General features: G+C 73.4%; 16 protein-coding genes. 11 read left to right on the forward strand and 5 right to left on the reverse strand.

Annotated elements, in window-relative coordinates:
- The first annotated feature begins 203 nt into the window (after nt 1-203).
- From Psi01_RS28610 to Psi01_RS28640, 7 genes are all read left to right on the forward strand, one after another.
- Nucleotides 204-1,088 carry an NAD-dependent epimerase/dehydratase family protein gene (locus tag Psi01_RS28610; RefSeq protein ID WP_239128105.1) on the forward strand — a complete coding sequence of 295 codons (885 nt, stop codon included), beginning with the start codon at nt 204-206 and terminating at the stop codon, nt 1,086-1,088.
- Nucleotides 1,089-1,119: 31 nt separating this feature from the next.
- The gene (locus Psi01_RS28615) at nt 1,120-1,995 is read left to right on the forward strand and encodes a 5-dehydro-4-deoxyglucarate dehydratase (RefSeq protein ID WP_204067231.1); all 876 of its coding nucleotides are present in this window, start codon (nt 1,120-1,122) and stop codon (nt 1,993-1,995) included.
- A complete protein-coding gene (locus tag Psi01_RS28620) occupies nt 1,992-3,056 on the forward strand; it encodes a mandelate racemase/muconate lactonizing enzyme family protein (RefSeq protein WP_204067232.1) in 1,065 nt (354 codons plus the stop codon). Before Psi01_RS28615 ends, Psi01_RS28620 begins: the two co-directional genes overlap by 4 nt.
- Nucleotides 3,041-4,198: a Gfo/Idh/MocA family protein gene (locus Psi01_RS28625; protein ID WP_204067233.1), complete on the forward strand. Its 1,158-nt coding sequence runs from the start codon at nt 3,041-3,043 to the stop codon at nt 4,196-4,198. The genes Psi01_RS28620 and Psi01_RS28625 overlap by 16 nt, the downstream gene beginning before the upstream one ends.
- Nucleotides 4,191-5,135: a DUF6807 domain-containing protein gene (locus Psi01_RS28630; protein WP_204067234.1), complete on the forward strand. Its 945-nt coding sequence runs from the start codon at nt 4,191-4,193 to the stop codon at nt 5,133-5,135. The genes Psi01_RS28625 and Psi01_RS28630 overlap by 8 nt, the downstream gene beginning before the upstream one ends.
- Nucleotides 5,132-7,294, forward strand: a complete 2,163-nt coding sequence (locus Psi01_RS28635; protein WP_204067235.1) for an aldehyde dehydrogenase family protein — start codon at nt 5,132-5,134, stop codon at nt 7,292-7,294. Before Psi01_RS28630 ends, Psi01_RS28635 begins: the two co-directional genes overlap by 4 nt.
- A gap of 185 nt (nt 7,295-7,479) precedes the next feature.
- A complete protein-coding gene (locus tag Psi01_RS28640) occupies nt 7,480-9,750 on the forward strand; it encodes a pectinesterase family protein (protein ID WP_204067236.1) in 2,271 nt (756 codons plus the stop codon).
- 108 nt (nt 9,751-9,858) lie between these two features.
- Here the strand turns inward: Psi01_RS28640 and Psi01_RS28645 are convergent, their stop codons facing one another.
- Complete coding sequence (locus Psi01_RS28645) at nt 9,859-11,031, reverse strand: GAF domain-containing sensor histidine kinase (protein ID WP_204067237.1); 1,173 nt, start codon at nt 11,029-11,031, stop codon at nt 9,859-9,861.
- 323 nt (nt 11,032-11,354) lie between these two features.
- Here Psi01_RS28645 and Psi01_RS28650 point away from each other — a divergent pair, with 323 nt between their 5' ends.
- Nucleotides 11,355-11,723: a DUF4345 family protein gene (locus Psi01_RS28650; protein WP_204067238.1), complete on the forward strand. Its 369-nt coding sequence runs from the start codon at nt 11,355-11,357 to the stop codon at nt 11,721-11,723.
- Here the strand turns inward: Psi01_RS28650 and Psi01_RS28655 are convergent.
- Nucleotides 11,716-12,516, reverse strand: coding sequence for a helix-turn-helix domain-containing protein (locus tag Psi01_RS28655; protein WP_204067239.1), 801 nt, complete (start codon nt 12,514-12,516; stop codon nt 11,716-11,718). The two genes, Psi01_RS28650 and Psi01_RS28655, sit on opposite strands and share 8 nt — an antisense overlap.
- Nucleotides 12,517-12,557: 41 nt before the next feature.
- Entirely contained in the window at nt 12,558-13,232 is a 675-nt protein-coding gene (locus Psi01_RS28660; protein ID WP_204067240.1) for a TetR/AcrR family transcriptional regulator, read from the reverse strand.
- Between the two features lie 105 nt (nt 13,233-13,337).
- Here Psi01_RS28660 and Psi01_RS28665 point away from each other — a divergent pair, with 105 nt between their 5' ends.
- Both Psi01_RS28665 and Psi01_RS28670 read left to right on the forward strand, forming a co-directional pair.
- Nucleotides 13,338-14,714: a serine hydrolase domain-containing protein gene (locus tag Psi01_RS28665; RefSeq protein WP_204067241.1), complete on the forward strand. Its 1,377-nt coding sequence runs from the start codon at nt 13,338-13,340 to the stop codon at nt 14,712-14,714.
- Nucleotides 14,715-15,002: 288 nt separating this feature from the next.
- Nucleotides 15,003-16,214: an MFS transporter gene (locus tag Psi01_RS28670; protein WP_239128106.1), complete on the forward strand. Its 1,212-nt coding sequence runs from the start codon at nt 15,003-15,005 to the stop codon at nt 16,212-16,214.
- A gap of 15 nt (nt 16,215-16,229) precedes the next feature.
- On the opposite strand, the gene Psi01_RS28675 is transcribed toward Psi01_RS28670, so the two are convergent.
- Both Psi01_RS28675 and Psi01_RS28680 read right to left on the reverse strand, forming a co-directional pair.
- Complete coding sequence (locus tag Psi01_RS28675; protein ID WP_239128107.1) at nt 16,230-17,360, reverse strand: RNA polymerase subunit sigma-70; 1,131 nt, start codon at nt 17,358-17,360, stop codon at nt 16,230-16,232.
- Nucleotides 17,357-17,917, reverse strand: a complete 561-nt coding sequence (locus Psi01_RS28680) for a dihydrofolate reductase family protein (RefSeq protein WP_204067242.1) — start codon at nt 17,915-17,917, stop codon at nt 17,357-17,359. The genes Psi01_RS28675 and Psi01_RS28680 overlap by 4 nt, the downstream gene beginning before the upstream one ends.
- 142 nt (nt 17,918-18,059) lie before the next feature.
- Between Psi01_RS28680 and Psi01_RS28685 the strand changes: the two genes are divergently transcribed.
- Nucleotides 18,060-19,055, forward strand: a complete 996-nt coding sequence (locus Psi01_RS28685) for a sigma-70 family RNA polymerase sigma factor (protein WP_239128108.1) — start codon at nt 18,060-18,062, stop codon at nt 19,053-19,055.
- The last annotated feature ends 50 nt before the right edge of the window (nt 19,056-19,105 follow it).

Raw genomic sequence — 19,105 nt, forward strand, 5'->3', positions numbered from 1 at the left:
CGCAACCATCCCTCCACGAGAGCCGATGACACCGATCCTGCTACCGGTTGCGACGCCTCTCACCGCCACGCGGGGACGAAACCGCAGGTTAACGACACTGTCGAAAATGAGCCCTTGACGTTTCGGGCAGATGCCGACACTGTTCAATGCAACTGGTTGCAGTCCCTGACTCGTCCGGGACTGCCAGAAGGGAAAAGACACCCGTGAGCAGAACTCTTGTCACCGGGAGCGCCGGGCGCCTCGGGCGTAGCGTCGTGTCCGCGCTCGCCGCGGCCGGGCACGAGGTGATCGGCGTGGACCGGGCCCCGGGCACGCCCGCCGACGCCGCCGCCACCCTCCCCGCCGATCTGACCGATCTCGGCGAGGCCTACCAGGTGATCGCGCGCTTCCGGCCGGACGCCGTCGTGCACCTGGCCGCCATCGCCACCCCGTTCAGCCACAGCGACGCGGTGACCTTCCGCACCAACACGCAGCTGGCCTTCAACGTGTGCGACGCGGCGGTGGCGCTGGGCGTGGGCAAGGTGGTCGTGGCCAGCAGCCCGACCGTCATGGGGTACGGCGCGCCGGGCGGCTGGACCCCCTCCTACCTGCCCCTGGACGAGGACCACCCGGTCCTGCCCTGGAACGCCTACAACCTGTCCAAGGTGATCGCCGAGGAGACGGTGCGCTCCTTCGCCCGCACCGCGACCGCCACGAAACTGGCGGCGGTGCGGCCCTGCTTCGTGATCGCGCCGGAGGAGTGGGAGGGCGCCCCGACCCAGTCCGGGCACACGGTCGCCGAACGCCTGGACCGGCCCGAGATCGCCGGAGTCTCGCTGTTCAACTACATCGACGCGCGCGACGCGGCCGACATGCTGATGACCCTGCTCGACCGGCTGCCCGAGCTGCCCAACGGCGAGGTCTTCTTCGCCGGGGCCGCCGACGCCCTGGCGCGCGAGCCGCTGGCCGAGCTGCTGCCGGAGGTCATCCCGGCCACCGCGGGCTTCGCCGACACCCTCATCGGCACCACCCCCGCCTTCTCCTCGGCCAAGGCCGAGAAACTGCTCGGCTGGCAGGCCAAGCGCAGCTGGCGCACCGAACTCTCCTGATCCCCGAGCCATCCTTCCTGGAGCACCGATCATGAATCTCAGCGGAGTCCTGTTCTTCCCCGTGACCCCCTTCGACGGCGCGGGCGCGCTGGCGGAGGACGTGCTGGCCGAGCACGTCCGCCGTGGCCTCGCGCACGGCACCGGCGGCGTCTTCGTGGCCTGCGGCACCGGGGAGTTCTCCGCCCTGTCCCACAGCGAGCACGCCCGCGCCGTACGGGTGGCCGCCGAGACCGTCCAGGGCGCGGTGCCGCTGCTGGCCGGCGCGGGCGGCCCGCTCGGCGCCGCCCTGGAGCAGGCCCGTACGGCCCGCGAGGCGGGCGCCGACGGCCTGCTGCTCATGCCGCCCTACCTGACCCAGGGCACGGCGGCCGGATTCGCCGAGTACGTGCGCGCGATCGCCGCCGAGCTGCCCGTGATCATCTACCAGCGCGGCTCCGTGGTGCTCGACCCGGCCGCGGCGGTGGAGCTGGCCCGCATCCCCGGTGTGATCGGGCTGAAGGACGGCCTGGGCGACATCGACCGGATGCAGCGCATCGTGCTGGCGGTCCGCCGGGAGATCGGCCCGGACTTCACCTTCTTCAACGGCCTGCCGACCGCCGAGCTGACCATGCCCGCCTACCGCGGCATCGGCGTGGACCTGTACTCCTCGGCCGTGTTCGCCTTCGCCCCCGAGATCGCCACCGCCTACTTCAACGGCGACGACCGGCTGCTGACGGAGTTCTACGCGCCGCTGGTCGAGCTGCGCAGCAAGGCGCCGGGATACGCGGTCGCCCTGGTCAAGGCGGGCCTGCGGCTGCGCGGCCTGGACGTCGGCCCGGTGCGGGCGCCGCTGACCGACCTCACCCCCGAGCACCTGGCCGAGCTGGACGCGATCCTCAAGAACGGCCTCGCCCTGGTGGGCGCATGACCGGCGAGATCAAGGATCTGCGGACCACCCTGCGCTCGGCGCCGCTGCGCCGGCCGTGGGGTGCGGACGTGCCGTACAACCACGTGATCGTGTGCGAGGTCGTGCTGTCCGACGGCCGCACCGGCACCGGGTTCTCCTGGACCCCGCAGATCGGCGCGCACGCCGTGCGGGCCCTGCTGGACCACGACGTCCGCGAGGCGCTGATCGGCATGCCCGCCCACCCGGAGCTGGTCTGGGACCGGCTGCGCACGCACCTGAGCGAGGCCGGGCGCGGCGGGCTGACCACGGTCGCGATGGCCGGGGTGGACCTGGCGCTGTGGGACCTGCGCTGCGGGGAGTCCTCCCTGACGGAGGTGCTCGGCGCGCGCCGGGAGAGCCTGCCGGTGTACGGCAGCGGCGTCAACCTGCACTACTCCCTGGCGGAACTGGTCGAGCAGGCGGGCCGCTGGAAGGCCGCGGGCTACCCGGCCGTCAAGATCAAGGTGGGCCGGCCCGACCTGGGCGAGGACGTCGAGCGGGTCGCCGCGGTCCGCGAGGCCGTCGGCCCGGACACGATCCTGATGATCGACGCCAACCAGCGCTGGGACCTGCACCGGGCCCGGCGCGCGATCGCCGCGCTGGAGCCGTACGACCTGCACTGGATCGAGGAGCCGCTGCCCGCCGACGACCTCGCCGCCCACGTGGAGCTGCGCAGGAGCATCGGCGTGCCGGTGGCGGTGGGCGAGAACGTCTACAACGTCCACGGCTTCCGCGACCTGCTGGTGGCGGGCGCGTGCGACGTGGTGCAGCCCAACGTGGTCCGGGTCGGCGGGATCACCCCGTTCCTGCGCGTCGCCGAGCTGGCCCGCGCCTTCGACGTGCCGGTCTACCCGCACCTGCTGACCGAGCTGTCGGGGCAGCTGGCCCTGACGCTGCACCACCCCGCGATGGTGGAGCTGGTCGAGGACGCCTCGCTGACCGATCTCGGGCTGCTGGCCGAGCCGTGCCCGGTGGAGATCGACGGCATCGAACTGCGGTCGGCCGGCAGGCCGGGACTGGGGCTGACATGGACGCCGGCGTGAAGACCGGAGCGGTCGGGATCGTGCTGGCCGGGGCGTACGGCCACGGCCGCTCGCACCTGGAGAACCTGCGGGGGCTGACCGCGCGGGGACTGGCCGAGCTGGTCGGGGTCTGCGACGTGCGCGAGGTGGACGCGGAGTGGCTGCACGGCCTGGGCGCCCCCGAGCAGGCGCGCCCCGAGGGTCTGGCCGATCTGATCGAGCGCACCGGCGCGGAGATCACGATTCTGTGCACCCCCATCAACACCCACGCCGACCTGGCGGTGACCGCGCTGCGCGCGGGCTCCCACCTGCTGCTGGAGAAGCCGCCCGCATCGTCGCTGGCCGAGTTCGAGCGGATCGCCGCCGCGGTGCGGGAGACCGGGCTGGCCTGCCAGATCGGCTTCCAGAGCCTCGGCTCGGCCGCGATCCCGGCGCTGCGCAAGCTGATCGCCTCCGGCGAGCTCGGCGAGATCCGCGGCATCGGGGTGGCCGGCGCCTGGGAGCGGCCCGCCGACTACTTCACCCGCTCGGCCTGGTCGGGCCGGCGACGGCTGGACGACGGGCAGGACGTGGTGGACGGCGCGCTCACCAACCCGTTCGCGCACGCCACGGCCACCGCGCTGGCGGTCGCCGGGGCCGAGGAGCGCGGCTCGGTGACCTCGGTCGAGCTGGAGCTGTTCCACGCCAACCCGATCGAGGCTGACGACACCGCCGCGGCCCGGATCCACCTGGCGGACGGCCAGGTGATCACGGTGGCGGTGACGCTGTGCGCGACCGGGCGGACCGAGCCGTACGTGCTCGTGCACGGCTCGCGGGCCACCGCCCGGCTCACCTACACCACCGACGACCTCGACGGGACCGTCCACCCCCGGGCGAACCTGCTGGAGAACCTGATCGAGCACGTCAGGACCGGCGCGGAGCTGCTGGTTCCGGCGGCCCGCACCGGCGCGTTCATGGAGTTCCTGGAGGCGGTACGGCTGGCCCCCGACCCGCTGCCGATCTCCGACGATCACCAGACGGTCCACGCCGACCGGCGCGAGCTGCCCGGCATCAGGGGGCTGACCGACCTCAGCGCCGAACGGCTGGCCCTGTTCTCCGAGCTGGGCGCGCCGTGGGCGGCCGCGTCGGATCCGAGCACCGCCCAGGGAGCCGCACATGGATGAGACGACCGTCAGGGAACCGCGCGAGGGCGGCAGGGCCGCCCGGGAGCTGCTGGTCGCGGGCACGCCGGTGGCCTCCTACGTGTGGGAGCCCGACCTGCCGGCGACCGACTCGCCGCGGCCCTACCTGCACCCGGTGCGCACCCTCGCGGGCACGCCGGTCACCGAGTTCCGCCCCGACGACCACGTCCACCACCTGGGCGTCAGCCTGGCCGTCTCGGACGTCGGCGCGGTGAACTTCTGGGGCGGGCGGACCTTCGTCCGCGATCAGGGCGCGACCTGGCTGGACGACCACGGCCACCAGCGGCACGACGCCTTCGAGGATCTCGGTGAGGGAGGCGGGGACGGGTTCCGCGAGGCGCTGACCTGGATCGGCCCCGACGGCGCGACCGTCGCCCGCGAGGAGCGGACCGTGCTCACCCGGCCCGTGACCGGAACGGCGCGGGCGGGTGGGACGGAGGCGCGGGAGCAGGCGGGCGCGTGGGCGCTGGACTTCTCCTTCGCCCTCACCGTGAAGGAACCGCTGGAGATCAAGAGCTCGGCGTGCAAGGGCCGCCCGGGCGCCGGGTACGGCGGGTTCTTCTGGCGCGCCCCCAAGCGGTCGGCGGACATCGCCGTGTTCACCGCCGAGGCCGAGGGCGAGGCGGACGTGCACGGCAGCCTCACCCCCTGGCTGGCGCTGGTGTCGGACGCCTGGAGCCTGGTCTTCGTCCAGGCGGGCGCGGTGGACCCGTGGTTCGTGCGGGTGGCCGAGTACCCCGGCGTCGGCCCCGCGCTGGCCTGGGACCGGCCGCTGGCCGTGGCGGACACGCTGCGGCGGCGGGTGGTCACGGTCGTCGCGGACGGGCGGCTCGACCGGGCCGCCGCCGCGAAGCTGGCCGCCGAAGCGGCCGGAGAAGCGACCGGGGCGCCGGCGGATCCGGCGGGGGCCGCGCCGTGAAGGTCTTCATCGCCGGAGACTCCACCGCCGCCGCCTATCCGGTCACCCTCGCGCCGCAGGCGGGCTGGGGGCAGGCGCTCCCGCTGTTCTGGGACGTGCCCGTGGTCAACGAGGCCGTCCCCGGCGCCAGCGCGCGCAGCTCGATCGAGCGCCTGGGGATGCACCAGCGGATCATGTCGGCCATCGGGCCGGACGACCTCCTGCTGATCTGCTTCGGCCACAACGACCCCAAGCACGACCAGGGCCGCTTCTCCGCGCCGTTCACCGGCTACCAGGACCACCTGCGCCGCTACGTCCACGGGGCCCGCGAGCGGGGCGCACGCCCCGTGCTGGTCACCTCCGTGGAGCGGCGCGCCTGCGGCCCCGAGGGGACGCACGGCCGCTACCCCGAGGCCATGCGGGCCCTGGCCGCCGCCGAGGGGGTGCCGCTGGTCGACCTGCAGGCCGCCAGTCTGCGGCGCTGGCGCGAACTCGGCCCCGAGGCGACCAGGGAGCTGTTCCTCTGGCTCGCCCCGCACCCCAACTACCCCGACGGCAGCGCCGACGACACCCACTTCACCGGGCGCGGCGCGATCGAGGTGGCCCGGCTGCTGCTGGAGGCGGCGGGCGACCTGCTCCCGCCCGCCGTCCGGACCCCCCAAGCCGACCTCATGGATTGGAGACCCGTCATGTCCGTGTGGAGCCTCGACGCGCGCTCGGGCGAGCGCCGTCACGAGTTCCCCTCCACCAGCGTGGAAGAGCTCGGCGCGATCTGCCGCCGCGCCCACGAGCTGCTGCCCCGGCTGGAGGAGGCCGGACCGCGGGAGCGGGCGGTGCTGCTGGAGGCCATGGCCGACGCGCTGGACGAGCGGATGCAGACCCTCGTCTACGCCGCCGACGCCGAGACCGCGCTCGGCCTGCCCCGGCTGACCGGCGAGGTCGCCCGCACCAGCGGCCAGCTGCGCCTGTTCGCCGAGGTGCTGCGCGAGGGCTCCTTCCTCGACGTCCGGCTCGACAGCGCCGACGAGGTCAAGCCGGACCTGCGCCGGATGAACATCCCGGTCGGCGTGGTCGGCGTCTTCTCCGCCAGCAACTTCCCCTTCGCCTTCAGCGTCGGCGGCGGCGACACCGCCAGCGCGCTGGCCGCGGGCTGCCCGGTCGTCGTCAAGGCGCACTCCCTGCACCCGGAGACCTCCGAGCTGACCCTGGCGGCCCTGCAGGACGGCGCCCGCGCGGCGGGCTTCCCGGCCGAGGTCGTCCAGCTGGTCCACGGCCGCGAGGCGGGCGTCGCGCTGGTGAAGAACCCCCTGGTCAAGGCGGTCGGGTTCACCGGGTCGATCCCCGGCGGGCGTTTCCTGTACGACATCGCCAAGGCCCGTCCCGAGCCGATCCCGTTCTACGGCGAGCTGGGCAGCCTCAACCCGCTGGTCATCACGCCCGGCGCGGCGGCCCGCCGTACCGAGGAGATCGCGGCCGGGCTGGTGGCCTCGGCGACGCTGGGCGCCGGGCAGTTCTGCGTCAAGCCCGGCCTGGTCCTGGCCCCCGCCGACAGCGGGCTGGTCGAGGCGATGGCGCGGCACTTCACCGAGCTGGGCCCGCAGGTGCTGCTCGGCGACGGCATCAGGAAGAGCTTCGAGAGCGGCGCGGGCGAGCGGGAGGCCATCCCGGGCCTGCGCGTGGCGGCCACCGGGCAGACGGGCGGCGAGCGGCAGGTCACGGCGCGGCTGCTGACCGGGCCCGCCTCCCTGCTGGACACCTCCGAGCTGCTGCTGGAGGAGTGCTTCGGGCCGATGACCGTGGTGCTCACCTACGACAGCGAGGACGAGCTGGCCGAGATCCTGGCCACCACCCCCGGCAACCTGACCGCGACCCTGCACAGCGAGCCCGAGGAGGAGAAACTGGCCTCCCGGATCGTGGCGGTGATGCGGGACCGGGCCGGCCGGCTGGTCTTCGACGCCTACCCGACCGGGGTCGCGGTCGGCTGGGCGCAGCAGCACGGCGGGCCGTACCCGGCGACGACCGAGCCGTCGACCACCTCGGTCGGCACCGCGGCGATCTTCCGCTTCCTGCGCTCGGTCGTCTACCAGAACTGCCCGGCGCACCTGCTGCCCGATGCGCTGCGCGACGACAACCCCTGGCGGCTCCCCCGCCGCCTGAACGGAGTGCTCACCCTGCCCTGATCCGCTCCGTCCCCGCCCGCGCCCCGGCGGCCCATGCCGCCGCCGGGGCCGTCGGCATGCCCTGATTCCGGCGAGTACTGCAATCGTTTGCAACATCCGACTACGATTTTCTAGGGGCTATTGACGTAAATACGGGATTAAGCCAACGTTTCTTGCAACCGATTGCCGCATCCCCAAGGTTGCACATGCGACTTCTGAAACTCCCTCCGGTGATCGCCCTCACGATCATCGCGGCGGCCGCCCCGGCCGCCACCGCGTCGGCCGCCCCCACCCCCGCCACCATCGTGGTCGCCGCCGACGGCTCCGGGAACCACACGACCGTGCAGGACGCCGTCGACGCCGTCCCGGCCGGCAACACCAAGCGGGTCACGATCCTGGTCCGCCCGGGCACCTACAGGCAGCAGGTGGTCATTCCGGCCGACAAGCCGTACATCTCACTGGTCGGCGACACCGACGACCCGCGCAAGGTGGTGCTCACCTTCGACGCCGCCGCCTCCACCCCCAAGCCGGACGGCTCGGGCACCTACGGCACCTCGGGCAGCGCCTCCTACGTGATCGGCGCGCCCGACTTCACCGCCCGCAACCTCACCTTCGAGAACTCCTACAACGAGGCCGCGGGCGGCAACAGCCAGGCCGTGGCCGTACGGACCACCGGCGACCGGCAGGTCTACGAGAACGTCCGGTTCATCGGCAACCAGGACACCCTCTACGCCAACACCGCCTCCGCCACCGCCGTGGCCCGCCAGTACTTCCGCAACTGCTACGTCGAGGGCGACGTCGACTTCATCTTCGGCCGGGCCACCGCGGTCTTCCACAACTGCGTGATCAAGTCCCTGAACCGCGGCAGCGCCGACGGCAACAACGGCTACGTCACCGCCGCCAGCACCGAGATCACCAACCCGTACGGCTTCCTGATCTACCGCAGCCACCTGGTCAGCGACGCCCCCGCCAAGACGGTCCACCTGGGCCGCCCGTGGCCGGCCGGCGGCTCGGCCACCGCCCGCGGCCAGGTGCTGATCCGCGAGTCCTGGCTCGGCCAGCAGTTCAAGGACGCCCCCTGGACCGACATGTCCGGCCTGAACTGGCGGGAGGCCCGGCTGTCGGAGTACCTCAACCGCGGCCCCGGCGCGACCGTGAACGGCGACCGGCCGCAGATGACCAGGGAGCAGGCCGAGGACTTCGAGCCGGAGGACTATCTGAAGGGCCAGGACGGCTGGGACCCCTTCCGCAGCTTCCCCTCCTCATCCGACCGGCAGCTCGGCCGCCAGGCGCTGCCCGAGAACGACGGCTGGGCCGCCGCGGGCACCGGCACCACCGGCGGCTCGGCCGCCCGTCCCGAGAACGTCTACACCGTCTCCACCCGGGCGCAACTGCTGGCCGCGATCGGCGACCCCGCCGACAACACCCCGAAGATCATCTATGTGAAGGGCGCCATCGACGCCGACACCGACGACGCGGGCAACCCTCTCACCTGCCAGAGCTACGCGGTGAACGGCTACAGCCTCCAGGCGTACCTGGCCGCCTACGACCCGGCGGTCTGGGGCCGGGACAGGGTGCCCTCGGGGCCGCTGGAGGACGCGCGCAAGTCCTCCTACGACAAGATGGCCAAGCACGTCACCGTCACCCTCGGCTCCAACGTCACCCTGGTCGGCCTGGGCCGCGACGCCGCGCTGAAGAGCTTCGGCATCCGCGTCACCGACGCCGACAACGTGATCGTCCGCAACCTCACCATCACCGACACCTCCGACTGCTTCCCGCAGTGGGACCCGACGGACGGTGAGGAGGGCAGCTGGAACGCCTCCTTCGACAACATCGAGATCTCCGGCTCCACGCATGTGTGGCTGGACCACAACACCCTCAACGACGGCGACAACCCGGACTCGAACCAGCCGCTCTACTTCGGCCGGCCGTACCAGGTCCACGACGGGCTGCTGGACGTGGTGCGCGGCTCGAACTACGTGACCCTGTCGTGGAACCACCTGAGCAACCACGACAAGGTCTCGCTGATCGGCAACACCGACAACCCCACCCGGTACGCCGAGGCCGACAAGCTGAAGGTGACGCTGCACCACAACTACTTCGAGGGCCTGGGCCAGCGGACCCCGCGGGTGCGCTTCGGCCAGGTGCACGTCTACAACAACTACTACACCGGCTCGGACGTCCATCAGTACAGCATCGGCGTGGGCGCGGGCTCGAAGGTCTACGCGCAGGCCAACGCCTTCGACGGCATCCCCGCCGACAAGGTCCTGTCCGTTCTGAACGGCACCGCGATCACCGTCAGGGACAACGTCGTCGACGGCAGGCCGGTCGACCTGGTCGCCGCCTACAACGCCGCCCACGACCCCGACCTCGGCGCCGACGCGGGCTGGACGCCCACCCTGGTGACCAAGGTCCACCCCGCCCGCGCGCTGCGCGGTCTCGTGCCCGCCCAGGCGGGGGCCGGACGCCTCGGCTGACCGGACCCCCGTCCCCGACCCGGCCGGCACGGCCCCGCCCCGAGCAGAGCCGTGCCGGCCGCTCCATTCGGCCGTTCCATTCGGCGGGGTCGCCGGATCCGAGCGGGATCAGCGGGCGAGCAGCGCCGACGGGCCGGGCAGGGCGATGCGGACCGTGGTGCCGTGCCCGGGGGCGCTGTCGATGTGCACGGTGCCGCCGTGCATCTGAACGATCTTGTCGGTGATGGACAGGCCCACCCCGGTGCCGGCGATCGCGCGTTCCTCGACGTCGGGGGCGCGGTAGAAGTCCTCGACGACGTGCTTGAGATCGTCGGGGCCGATGCCGATGCCGCTGTCGCGCACCTCCACGGCCGGGTGGGGATCGGCGGTCACGGTGACGTCGACGCTCCCGCCCGGCGGGGTGAACTTCAGCGCGTTGTCAAGGACCTGGGTCAGCGCGTGCTCCAGCCGGCGGGCGTCGGCGCTCACCGTCACCGGCCCGTCGGTGTGCAGGTTCAGGCGCAGCTCGCAGGTGCGGGCCCGGGCGGCGATCCGGTCGACCGCGCGGCGGGTGATGGCGGTCAGGTCGACGGGGGACGGGTGGTGGGCGGCGGTACGGGCGTTGAGGCTGGCCACCAGGAGCAGTTCGTCGATCAGCTCCAGGATGCGCTGGCTGTTGCGCTCGATCACCTGCAGGAACCGCTGCTCGGTCATCGGGTCCAGCCCGCCGTCCTGGATCAGCTGCAGATAGCTGGCGATCGAGGTCAGCGGGGTGCGCAGCTCGTGGTTGACGGTGCGCAGGAACTGGTTCTTCAGCTCCTCGACGTCGCGCAGCCGCTGGATGATCTCATCGGAGCGCTGGGTGTAGTAGTGGGCCTCCAGCAGCCCGGCCGCGCCGGCGGCCAGGGTGGTCAGGGCCTGGCGCTGGGCGCCGCTCAGCCGGCGCGGTACCTGGTCCATCACGCACACCGTGCCCAGGGCGTGGTCGTGGCTGCTGACCACGGGCGCGCCGGTGTAGAAGCGCACGTACGGCGGCCCGGTGACCCAGGGGTCGTCGCGGAAGCGCGGGTCGGCCTGCATGTCGGGCACCTCCATCACCTCGCGGCCGAAGATGACGTACGGGCACACCAGCGACTGCCGGTCCATCTTGGTCGCGGCGACGCCCGCCCGGCCCTTGAAGTACTGCCCGTCGTTGCCGAGGAGGTTGACCAGCGCGATCGGCGCCTGACAGATGGCCGCGGCCAGCTGGGCGATGGCGGAGAAGTCGGGTGCCGGGAGGGTCTCCAGCGCCTGCAACGCCATGAGCTCTCCGACTCGCTCCGCTTCGTCGATCGGCCGCGGAATGAAGGACATCACACGTCGCCCACTAGAGATCCCCGGGATCATCGCAGTTTGGTGAGCTCTCGTTCTCATGGTGGCTCGTGGACTGAGCCGCTTATCGTCTTACCCACGAAAAACAGACATAACCTGCTAAATGGGACAGGAGCCCGTCCCGGTCCCGTGACCGGGAACGGCCGGACCGTCTCGATCCCGCCGACCGTCGCGGCAGGTTCGTGGAAGCGCCGCACGGAGCGTCGAGGGCATACTGGCCGCCTCGTTCACCGTCGTCGGGTCCGGGGGTCGTCGTGCACGCTGTGGTGATCGTCGTGGTGGCGGTCTTCTTTCTCGGGATGGGCGTGTTAGGACTGTTCGCGCCCGCCGCGCTGATCAGGCCGTTCCGGATTACCGCCGACTCGGCCGAGGCGCGCAGCGAGGTCCGGGCGGTGTACGGCGGTTTCGGCGTGGCCGTCGGCGGACTGCTGCTGGCGGCGCTCGCCGACGTGGGCGGGACGCGCACGGGGGTGCTCGTCACCGTCGCCGCGTCCCTGCTGGGCATGGCCTTCGGGCGGCTGGTGGGGCGGGCGATCGAGCGGCCGGAGGCGTTCTATCCCATCTGGTGCTACTTCTGGGTGGAGGTCGCCGCCGCGGGCGCGTTGCTGGCGATCGTCATGTGACGGCGTCGGATGACGGGTCCAGGCAGTGGATCACCGGGTTCCGGGAGAGCAGGGCACTGGGCGTGAGGCCGAACATGGCGTGGAATGCGGTGCTCAGGTGGGACGGGCTGGCGAAGTAGCCGTCGGCCGCCGCCCGGGTGAGGTTGTGGCCCGCCGCCAGGGCCCGCGCCGCCCGGTGCATCTGCGCCCACAGCCGGAAGCGGCGGTACGACGTCCCCGTACCGTCCCTGAACAGCCGCAGGAAGCGGGACTCCGACAACCCCAGCTCGGCGGCCAGCGGCGCGGCGGGCAGCGGCCGGCTGGCCTCGATGAGCCGCCTGGCGGCGGCCGCGATCCGCGGGTCGGCGTACGACGTCCCGGCATGGCCGGTGGCCTCGGCGATCCAGGCGGTGACCTGCGGGAGGGGAGTGTGCGGGGACAGCTCCGCCGCCCGGGCGAGCAGGGCGTCCTCGCGCCGGTGCCCGGCCAGGATCTCCCCCTCCGCGGCGGTGAAGCCGGTACGGCACGCCCGATCGTCCGCCGAGCCCGGTTCGAGGTAGAGGAACACCATGCGGTCGCCGGACATCACGAGCCGGTGCCGCACCCGAGGGGCGATGAGCGCGGTGCGCGCCCGCAGTTCGCCACCGGTCGCCGGACGGACGGCGAAGGGCGCGTCCACGCCCACGGCCAGGCACGCGACCGCGCCGGAGTGCGGTCCCAGCCGCAGGGACGGTCCGGCGTACAGGGCGCGGCCCGGCCACAACCACACCGCCGTCCCGGCTGCGGAACTACGGGTCCGTGAAGGCGCCGGCATCGGAGTCTCCTGCGGGCCGAAGGGGAAACCGGGGACGTGCGCTAGCCGGCGAGGCGGGCCTCCAGTCCGTCGAGGATGGCCCGGAGACCGAACTCGAAGCTGCCGTCGGGCGCCATGGCATAGTCGGCGGCAGCGGCGGTGTCGAGGCGTTCGCGCAGCCGCGGGAACTCCATGGCGACCTCCGCGGCCCGCGACATGGTCTCGGCCAGCAACCGCTCGGCGTCCGCGCCGTTCTTGCCGAGCCGCCGGGTCAGCGAGACCTGCGAGGCCGGCCCGAGGGCGCTGCCGAGCACGAAGACGAACACCGTGCCGGCCGCCTGGTCGGCGTCGGCGGCGGCGAATCCCGCCTTCTCGTAGATGGCGAGGCTGTGGTCGTCGAGGCGGGCCTTGCCGGGACCGTACAGCAGGTGGCTGCCGAACGCCTGTCCGAGCCAGGGGTGACGGGCGAGCATCGCGTGCATGCTGGTGGCCATGGCGGTGGCGGCCGTGCGCCAGTTGGTGCTGTCGAGGTCGGGCAGCTCGACCTCGTTCCAGACCGCGTCGCCGGCCAGCCGTACGAGGTCGTCCTTGGTCTTGATGTGCCAGTAGATCGCCGTGGCGGCCGAACCCAGCCGTTTGCCCAGGCTGCGCATGTTGAGGCCGTCCAGGCCCTCGCTGTCCAGCAGCTCGATGGCGGCACGGATGATCTGGTCTGCGGTCAGTGTGTCCCTCGACATGACCGCCAGCATAGTTGAACAAAGTTCAATCGCGCCATTGCACTTAGTTCAGGAGCGGCATAGCCTCGCCTTGCACTTAGTTCAACCAATCGAGCGGAGGATGCGATGTCCCACGAGAAGCTGTCCGGTTTCGTCGAGGCGGCGGCCCGTGAGTTCGGCCTGCCCGGCGCCGCCGCCGGAGTGCTGAGGGGCGAGGAGGAGATCCACGCCTGCTACGGCGTCACCAGTCTGGCCGACCCGCTGCCGGTCGACGGCACGACGCTGTTCCATCTGGCCTCGGTGACCAAGACCTTCACCGCGACCGCCCTGATGCGCCTGGCCGCGGAGGGGAGGATCGAGCTGGAGGCGCCGGTGCGCCGGTACGTCCCCGAGCTCAGGCTCTCCGACGAGCGGGCCGCGGCGCGGATCACCGTGCTGAACCTGCTCAACCACACCTCGGGCCTGGACTGGAACCTGATCGACCCCGGGGAGGAGGACCTGTCCCTGGCGGCGTTCGCGACGAGGCTGGCCGGCCTGAAGACGGTCGCGCCGCCCGGCGCCCGGGCCTCCTACAGCCAGGCGGGCTACAACCTGGCCGGGCTGGTCGTGGAGAGGGTCACCGGCCTGCCCTTCGAGCGGGCCGTGACCTCGCTGGTCCTGGAGCCGGCGGGGCTGTCGAACACCTTCTTCGACCTGGACGAGGTCATGACCCGGCGGTTCGCCGTGGGCCACAACCGAGACGGGGACGGAACCCTGCGGCCCGCCCGGCCGTGGAAGGCGTGGCGGGCCGGCTGGCGCGCCGACGACCCCGGCGGGGGCATCGCGTCCTCGGTGAGCGACCTGCTGCGCTGGGCCCGGTTCCACCTGGGCGCCGGGGAGGGCGTGCTGCCCGCCGGGGCGCTGCGCCGCATGCGGGAGCGGACGGTCGAGCTGCGCTCCAGCACGCTCGGCGACGCCTTCGGGATCTGCTGGTTCCTGCGGGAGGTGGACGGTGTGCGCGCCGCCGGGCACGGCGGTTCGGGCAACGGCCAGTTCGCCGAGCTGCTCATCGTGCCCGAGCGCGACTTCGCCGTCGTCTCCCTGGCCAACGCCGCTCCGGAGGGCAACCCCTTCAACCAGGCCGTCGTCCGCTGGGCACTGGAGCACTGTCTCGGCGTGGTCGAGCGCGACCCCGAACCGGTCCCCCACGACGAGACGCGGGCACGGGAGGTCGCCGGCCGCTACGAGAACGACGCCATGGACATCGACATCGCCGCCGACGGGCTCGCGCTCACGCTCGCGGCCGGGATCAAGCCGGAGATCCGCGAGGCGTCGGAGACCGGGATCCCGCCGGACCATCCGCCGGCGGCCATCGGCTTCCTGCCGGGGGACGGCGACGAGTACATCATCACCGAAGGAGGCCTGAAGGGGCAGCGCGGCTTCTTCACCCGCGACGGGAGCGGCGCGATCGTGGGCGTCGACCTGGCCGGCCGGATCTTCACCCGGCGTCCGGCCGCGTCCTGAGCCTCCGGGGCGGACGGGGCCCACGGCGGGAGCCTGCGGCCGGAGGCGGCTCCCGGAAGGCCGGGCCGTACGATCCATCGCAGCAGTCCCGACCGCCCGGACGTCTCCGGCACCCCGGAGGCCGCCGGGCGGCCGGAGAGCACGCCGGACGTGCCTTCCACGCCTCGCAACCTCGCACCAACAGCCTCGCACCAGATGCCGGAGCAGAACCGATGACCGAGCAGACACCCGCGCCGCGCCGACCGGGACGGGATCGATGACCGCGCCGCGCCGACCGGGGTGGAAGCGATGACCGAGACGGCGCCTACGCCGCGCCGGGGGGCGATGTGGCCGCTGTACGCGGCCGGGTTCACCACCGCCTTCGGCGCCCACGGCATCGCCGCCAACCTCGGCGCCCTGTCCGGTGACGCGGTCACCTCGCTGCTGGTGCTCGGCGGCCTGCTCGCCCTGTACGACGGCGCCGAGGTGGTGCTCAAACCGATCTTCGGAACGCTCGCCGACCGGATCGGCGCCCGCCCGGTGCTGCTGGGCGGGCTGGTCGCCTTCGCCGCCGCCTCCGCCGCGTATGCGGTGGTGGACGACCCCGCCTGGTTGTGGGCGGCCCGTCTCGGCCAGGGCGCCGCGGCCTCCGCCTTCTCCCCCTCGGCCTCCGCCCTGGTGGCCCGGCTCAACCCGGCGGCCAAGCAGGGGCGGGCCTTCGGTTCCTACGGCTTCTACAAGTCCATCGGCTACACCCTCGGCCCGCTGCTCGGCGGGGTCCTGGTCTGGGCGGGGGGCCTGCGGCTGCTGTTCGCGGTCCTGGCCCTCCTCGGCGCGGCGGTCGCCGTCTGGGCCCTGTTCACGGTCCCGGCCCCGGCCCCGCTGCCCAAGACCCGACAGACCTTGCTCGACCTGGCCCGGCGCCTGACCGACCCGGTCTTCCTGGGGCCGACGGCGGCGCTTGCCGCCGCGACCGCCGCGCTGTCGGTCGGGGTCGGCTTCCTCCCCGTCTCCGGCGCGGTGGCCGGGCTGAGCGCGGTGGCCACCGGCGCCGCGGTGTCCGTGCTCGCCGCCTGCGCCGCCCTGGTCCAGCCCGCGGCCGGGCGCGCGCTGGACGCCGGGCGCCTCACCGTCCGCGCCGGTCTCGGCGCGGGACTGCTGCTCACCGCCGCCGGCCTGGGCTGCGCGACGATCCCGGGACTGGCCGGGGTGCTGGCCGCGGCCGTCCTGATCGGCGCCGGCACCGGCCTGATCACCCCGCTCGGCTTCGCCGCCCTGGCCACCGCCACCCCGCAGGCGCGCCTCGGCCAGACCATGGGCGCGGCCGAGCTGGGCCGCGAGCTCGGCGACGCGGGTGGCCCGCTGCTGGTCGCCGGGATCGCCACCCTGGCCGGGCTCGCCTCCGGCTACGCGGCCCTGGCCGTCCTGCTGGCCGCGGGCACGGCTCTCGCGTTCGCCCTGGGGCGCCGCCCCGCACCGGCGTCCCCGGACGGGACGGAGAAGAGCGGGGCGGAGAGCTGACGGGCCGCCCCCTCCTCACCCGGGCGGGGCGAGCACGGCGGGCAGCCGGAAGTACGGGAAGAGCTCGGGGCCGAACTGCGCCAGCTCGGTGAGCAGCCCGTCCTCGACGGTGACGACGGACAGGGAGAAGGCCCGGTAGCGCTCGTCCCCGGGGATGCGGATGTAGGTGGCGGCGGCGGGCTGCCGGTTGGCGGCGGTGGCCGTCATCCTCAGGCTCATGCCGTACGGGCCGTGCAGCACCGGAGCCCAGCGTTCGAGGATGGTCGCGCGCCCGCCGTACCAGATCGGCTCGGCACCGTGGTGGCCGCCGGCGCCCGGCTGGTGGCTGACCCGCGCGTCGGGCGCCAGGAGATCCGCCAGGGCCCGGTGGTCGGCGGCCTCGATCGCGCGCATGTAGCGCTCCAGCACCGCGCTCTCGTGATCGGTGAGGGCCGTGGCGCGCCGCCACCGGGCGCGGTCCGGCCCGAGCCGCTCCCGCAGTCCCGTCCGTGCCCGCTGCACGGAACTGGTCACCGCGGCCACCGACACGCCGAGCAGCCGCGCACACTCAGCGGCGGGCCAGCCGAGCACGTCGCGCAGGATCAGGGCCGCGCGCTGGCCGTCCGGGAGGAACTGCAGCGCGGCGACGAACGCCAGCTCCACCGTCTCCCTGCTCACCACGGCCCCGGCGGGGTCGGCGGCGGCGTCGGGCACCCCGTCGAGCAGGCCGTCGGGGTAGGGCTGCAGCCAGGGCACCGCCACGGCGGCGGGCACCTGCGGTCCGCCGGCCAGCAGCCTGCGGCGCCTGCTGTGGCGCTTGAGCAGGTCGAGACAGGCGTTGGTGGCGATGCGGTGCAGCCAGGTGCGCAGGCCGGCGCGCGCCTCGTAGCCGCCCAGACCCTGCCAGGCCCGCAGCAGGGTCTCCTGGACCATGTCCTCGGCCTCGTCCAGCGAACCGAGCATGCGGTAGCAGTGCAGCCGCAGGTCCACCCGGTGACGCGCCACGAGGTGGCCGAAGGCGGCGTCGTCGCCGCCCCGGGCCGCCGCGACCAGATCCGCCTCGGAGGCATCGGCTCCCCCACGGGCCGCGACCGGGTCCGCCTCGGGGACGTCGCCGCGGACCGCCTCGGCGGGGTGCGGGCCGTCGCACCCGTCGCACGGCGTCACGGGTGACCACCCGCCATGCCGGCGGGGCGGTACACCAGATGCGCCACCCCGTGCGGAAGCCGGCGCGAGCCGGTCAGCTCCAGCCGGACCGGCGCGGCCCCGTCGGCGAAGAGCCGGCGGCCCCGACCGGCGACGAGGGGGTCGAGCGTGATCTGCAGCTCGCCGAGCAGTCCCCGCTCCAGCAGCTCCCGGACCAGCCGGGCGCTGCCCGCCACCAGGACGCGTTCCTCCCGCTCCGCGAGCGTGCGCACCGCCGCCCGCACGCCTTCGCCGAGCACCGTCGTGTCGCCCCACCCCGGGTTGCCGAGGGTGCGCGAGAGCACGTACTTGCGGATGCCGTTGGTCGCCCCGGCCAGCGGCACGTCATCGGGCTGGTGGGGCCAGTAGCCTGCGAACTCCTCATAGGTGCGGCGCCCGAGCAGCATCGCGGTGGCGCCGGCCAGCTGACCGGCGAGCACGGCCAGGCTCTCGTCGCTGACGTACGCCGGATGCCACAGGTGGGGCGCCTCCATGACCCCGTCCAGGGTCAGGAACATCGTCGCGCTGATGTGAACCACTCATGCCTCCTCGTCCGGGTGAGCCGGCTGACCGCCGACACCACCACTGACGGCACGAGCGGGCGGAACTCATCGGCCTCATCGGACCCGTCGGCCCGTCCCAGCGTGCCATCCCCTCTCCCGGCGCTTCATGATGCTGGGTGTGGAGAAGAGATCTGTGCCGGCGGACGCGATCGCCGCGGCCCGCGACGGTGACGCCGGAGCGTTCGCGCTGCTGGTCGAGCCGCTGCGGGGAGAGCTGCACGCCCACTGCTACCGCATGCTTGGCTCGGTGCACGACGCCGAGGACGCCCTGCAGGAGACGCTGGTGCGGGCCTGGCAGGGGCTGGCACGGTTCGACGGGCGCGGCGGGTCGCTGCGCGCCTGGATGTACAAGATCGCCACCAACCGGTGCCTGACCATGCTGGAACGGCGCCGCCGCCGGGAGCTGCCGGCCGATCTGAGCCCGGGTTCGCCGGTGACGGAGACCGTCTGGGTCGAGCCGTACCCGGACGACCGGCTGGGCTGGGTGCGGGAGCTGGATCCCGAGGCGCGGATCCTCGCCAGGGAGGGCCTTGAGCTGGCCTTCGTCGCGGCGGTGCAGCACCTGCCCGGCCGCCAGCGGGCGGCGCTGCTGCTGCGGCAGGTCCTCGGTTTCAGCGCCCTGGAGACGGCCGGGTTCCTGGACACCTCCGTCGCCGCGGTCAACAGCGCGTTGCAACGGGCGCGCGCCCTGCTCGACGGGCGGCTGCCCGAGACCACCCAGCAGGCCGTACTGCGCGCCCTGGGCGAGCGGCCGGTGCGCGATCTCGCCCGGCGCTACGCCGCCGCGTGGGAGGACGGGGACGTCGAGGCGATCGTGGCGATGCTCGCCGAGGACGCCCGCTACTCGATGCCGCCGCTGACCGCCTGGTACCGGGGACGGCCCGCGATCCGCGCCTTCCTCCTGGACGGGCCGCTGCGGGGGCGCTGGCGCTTCGTACCGGCGACGGCCAACGGGCAGGTGGCCTTCGGCACCTACCTGTGGGACGACGAGCGGGCGGTCCACCTCCCCTCGGGCCTGGACGTCCTGTGCCTGTCCGGGCCGCGGATCGCCGAGGTGGTGTCGTTCCTGACGGCGGACCTGCCCGCTTTCGGCCTGCCGGCGGAGATCGCCTGAGGAATTCCGGCGGGAGCGATGAGTCGGGACCGTGCGGCGGGGTTACAGCT

Origin of the sequence: Paraplanobispora siamensis (genome assembly GCF_016863175.1) — a bacterium.
Lineage (GTDB): Bacteria > Actinomycetota > Actinomycetes > Streptosporangiales > Streptosporangiaceae > Planobispora > Planobispora siamensis.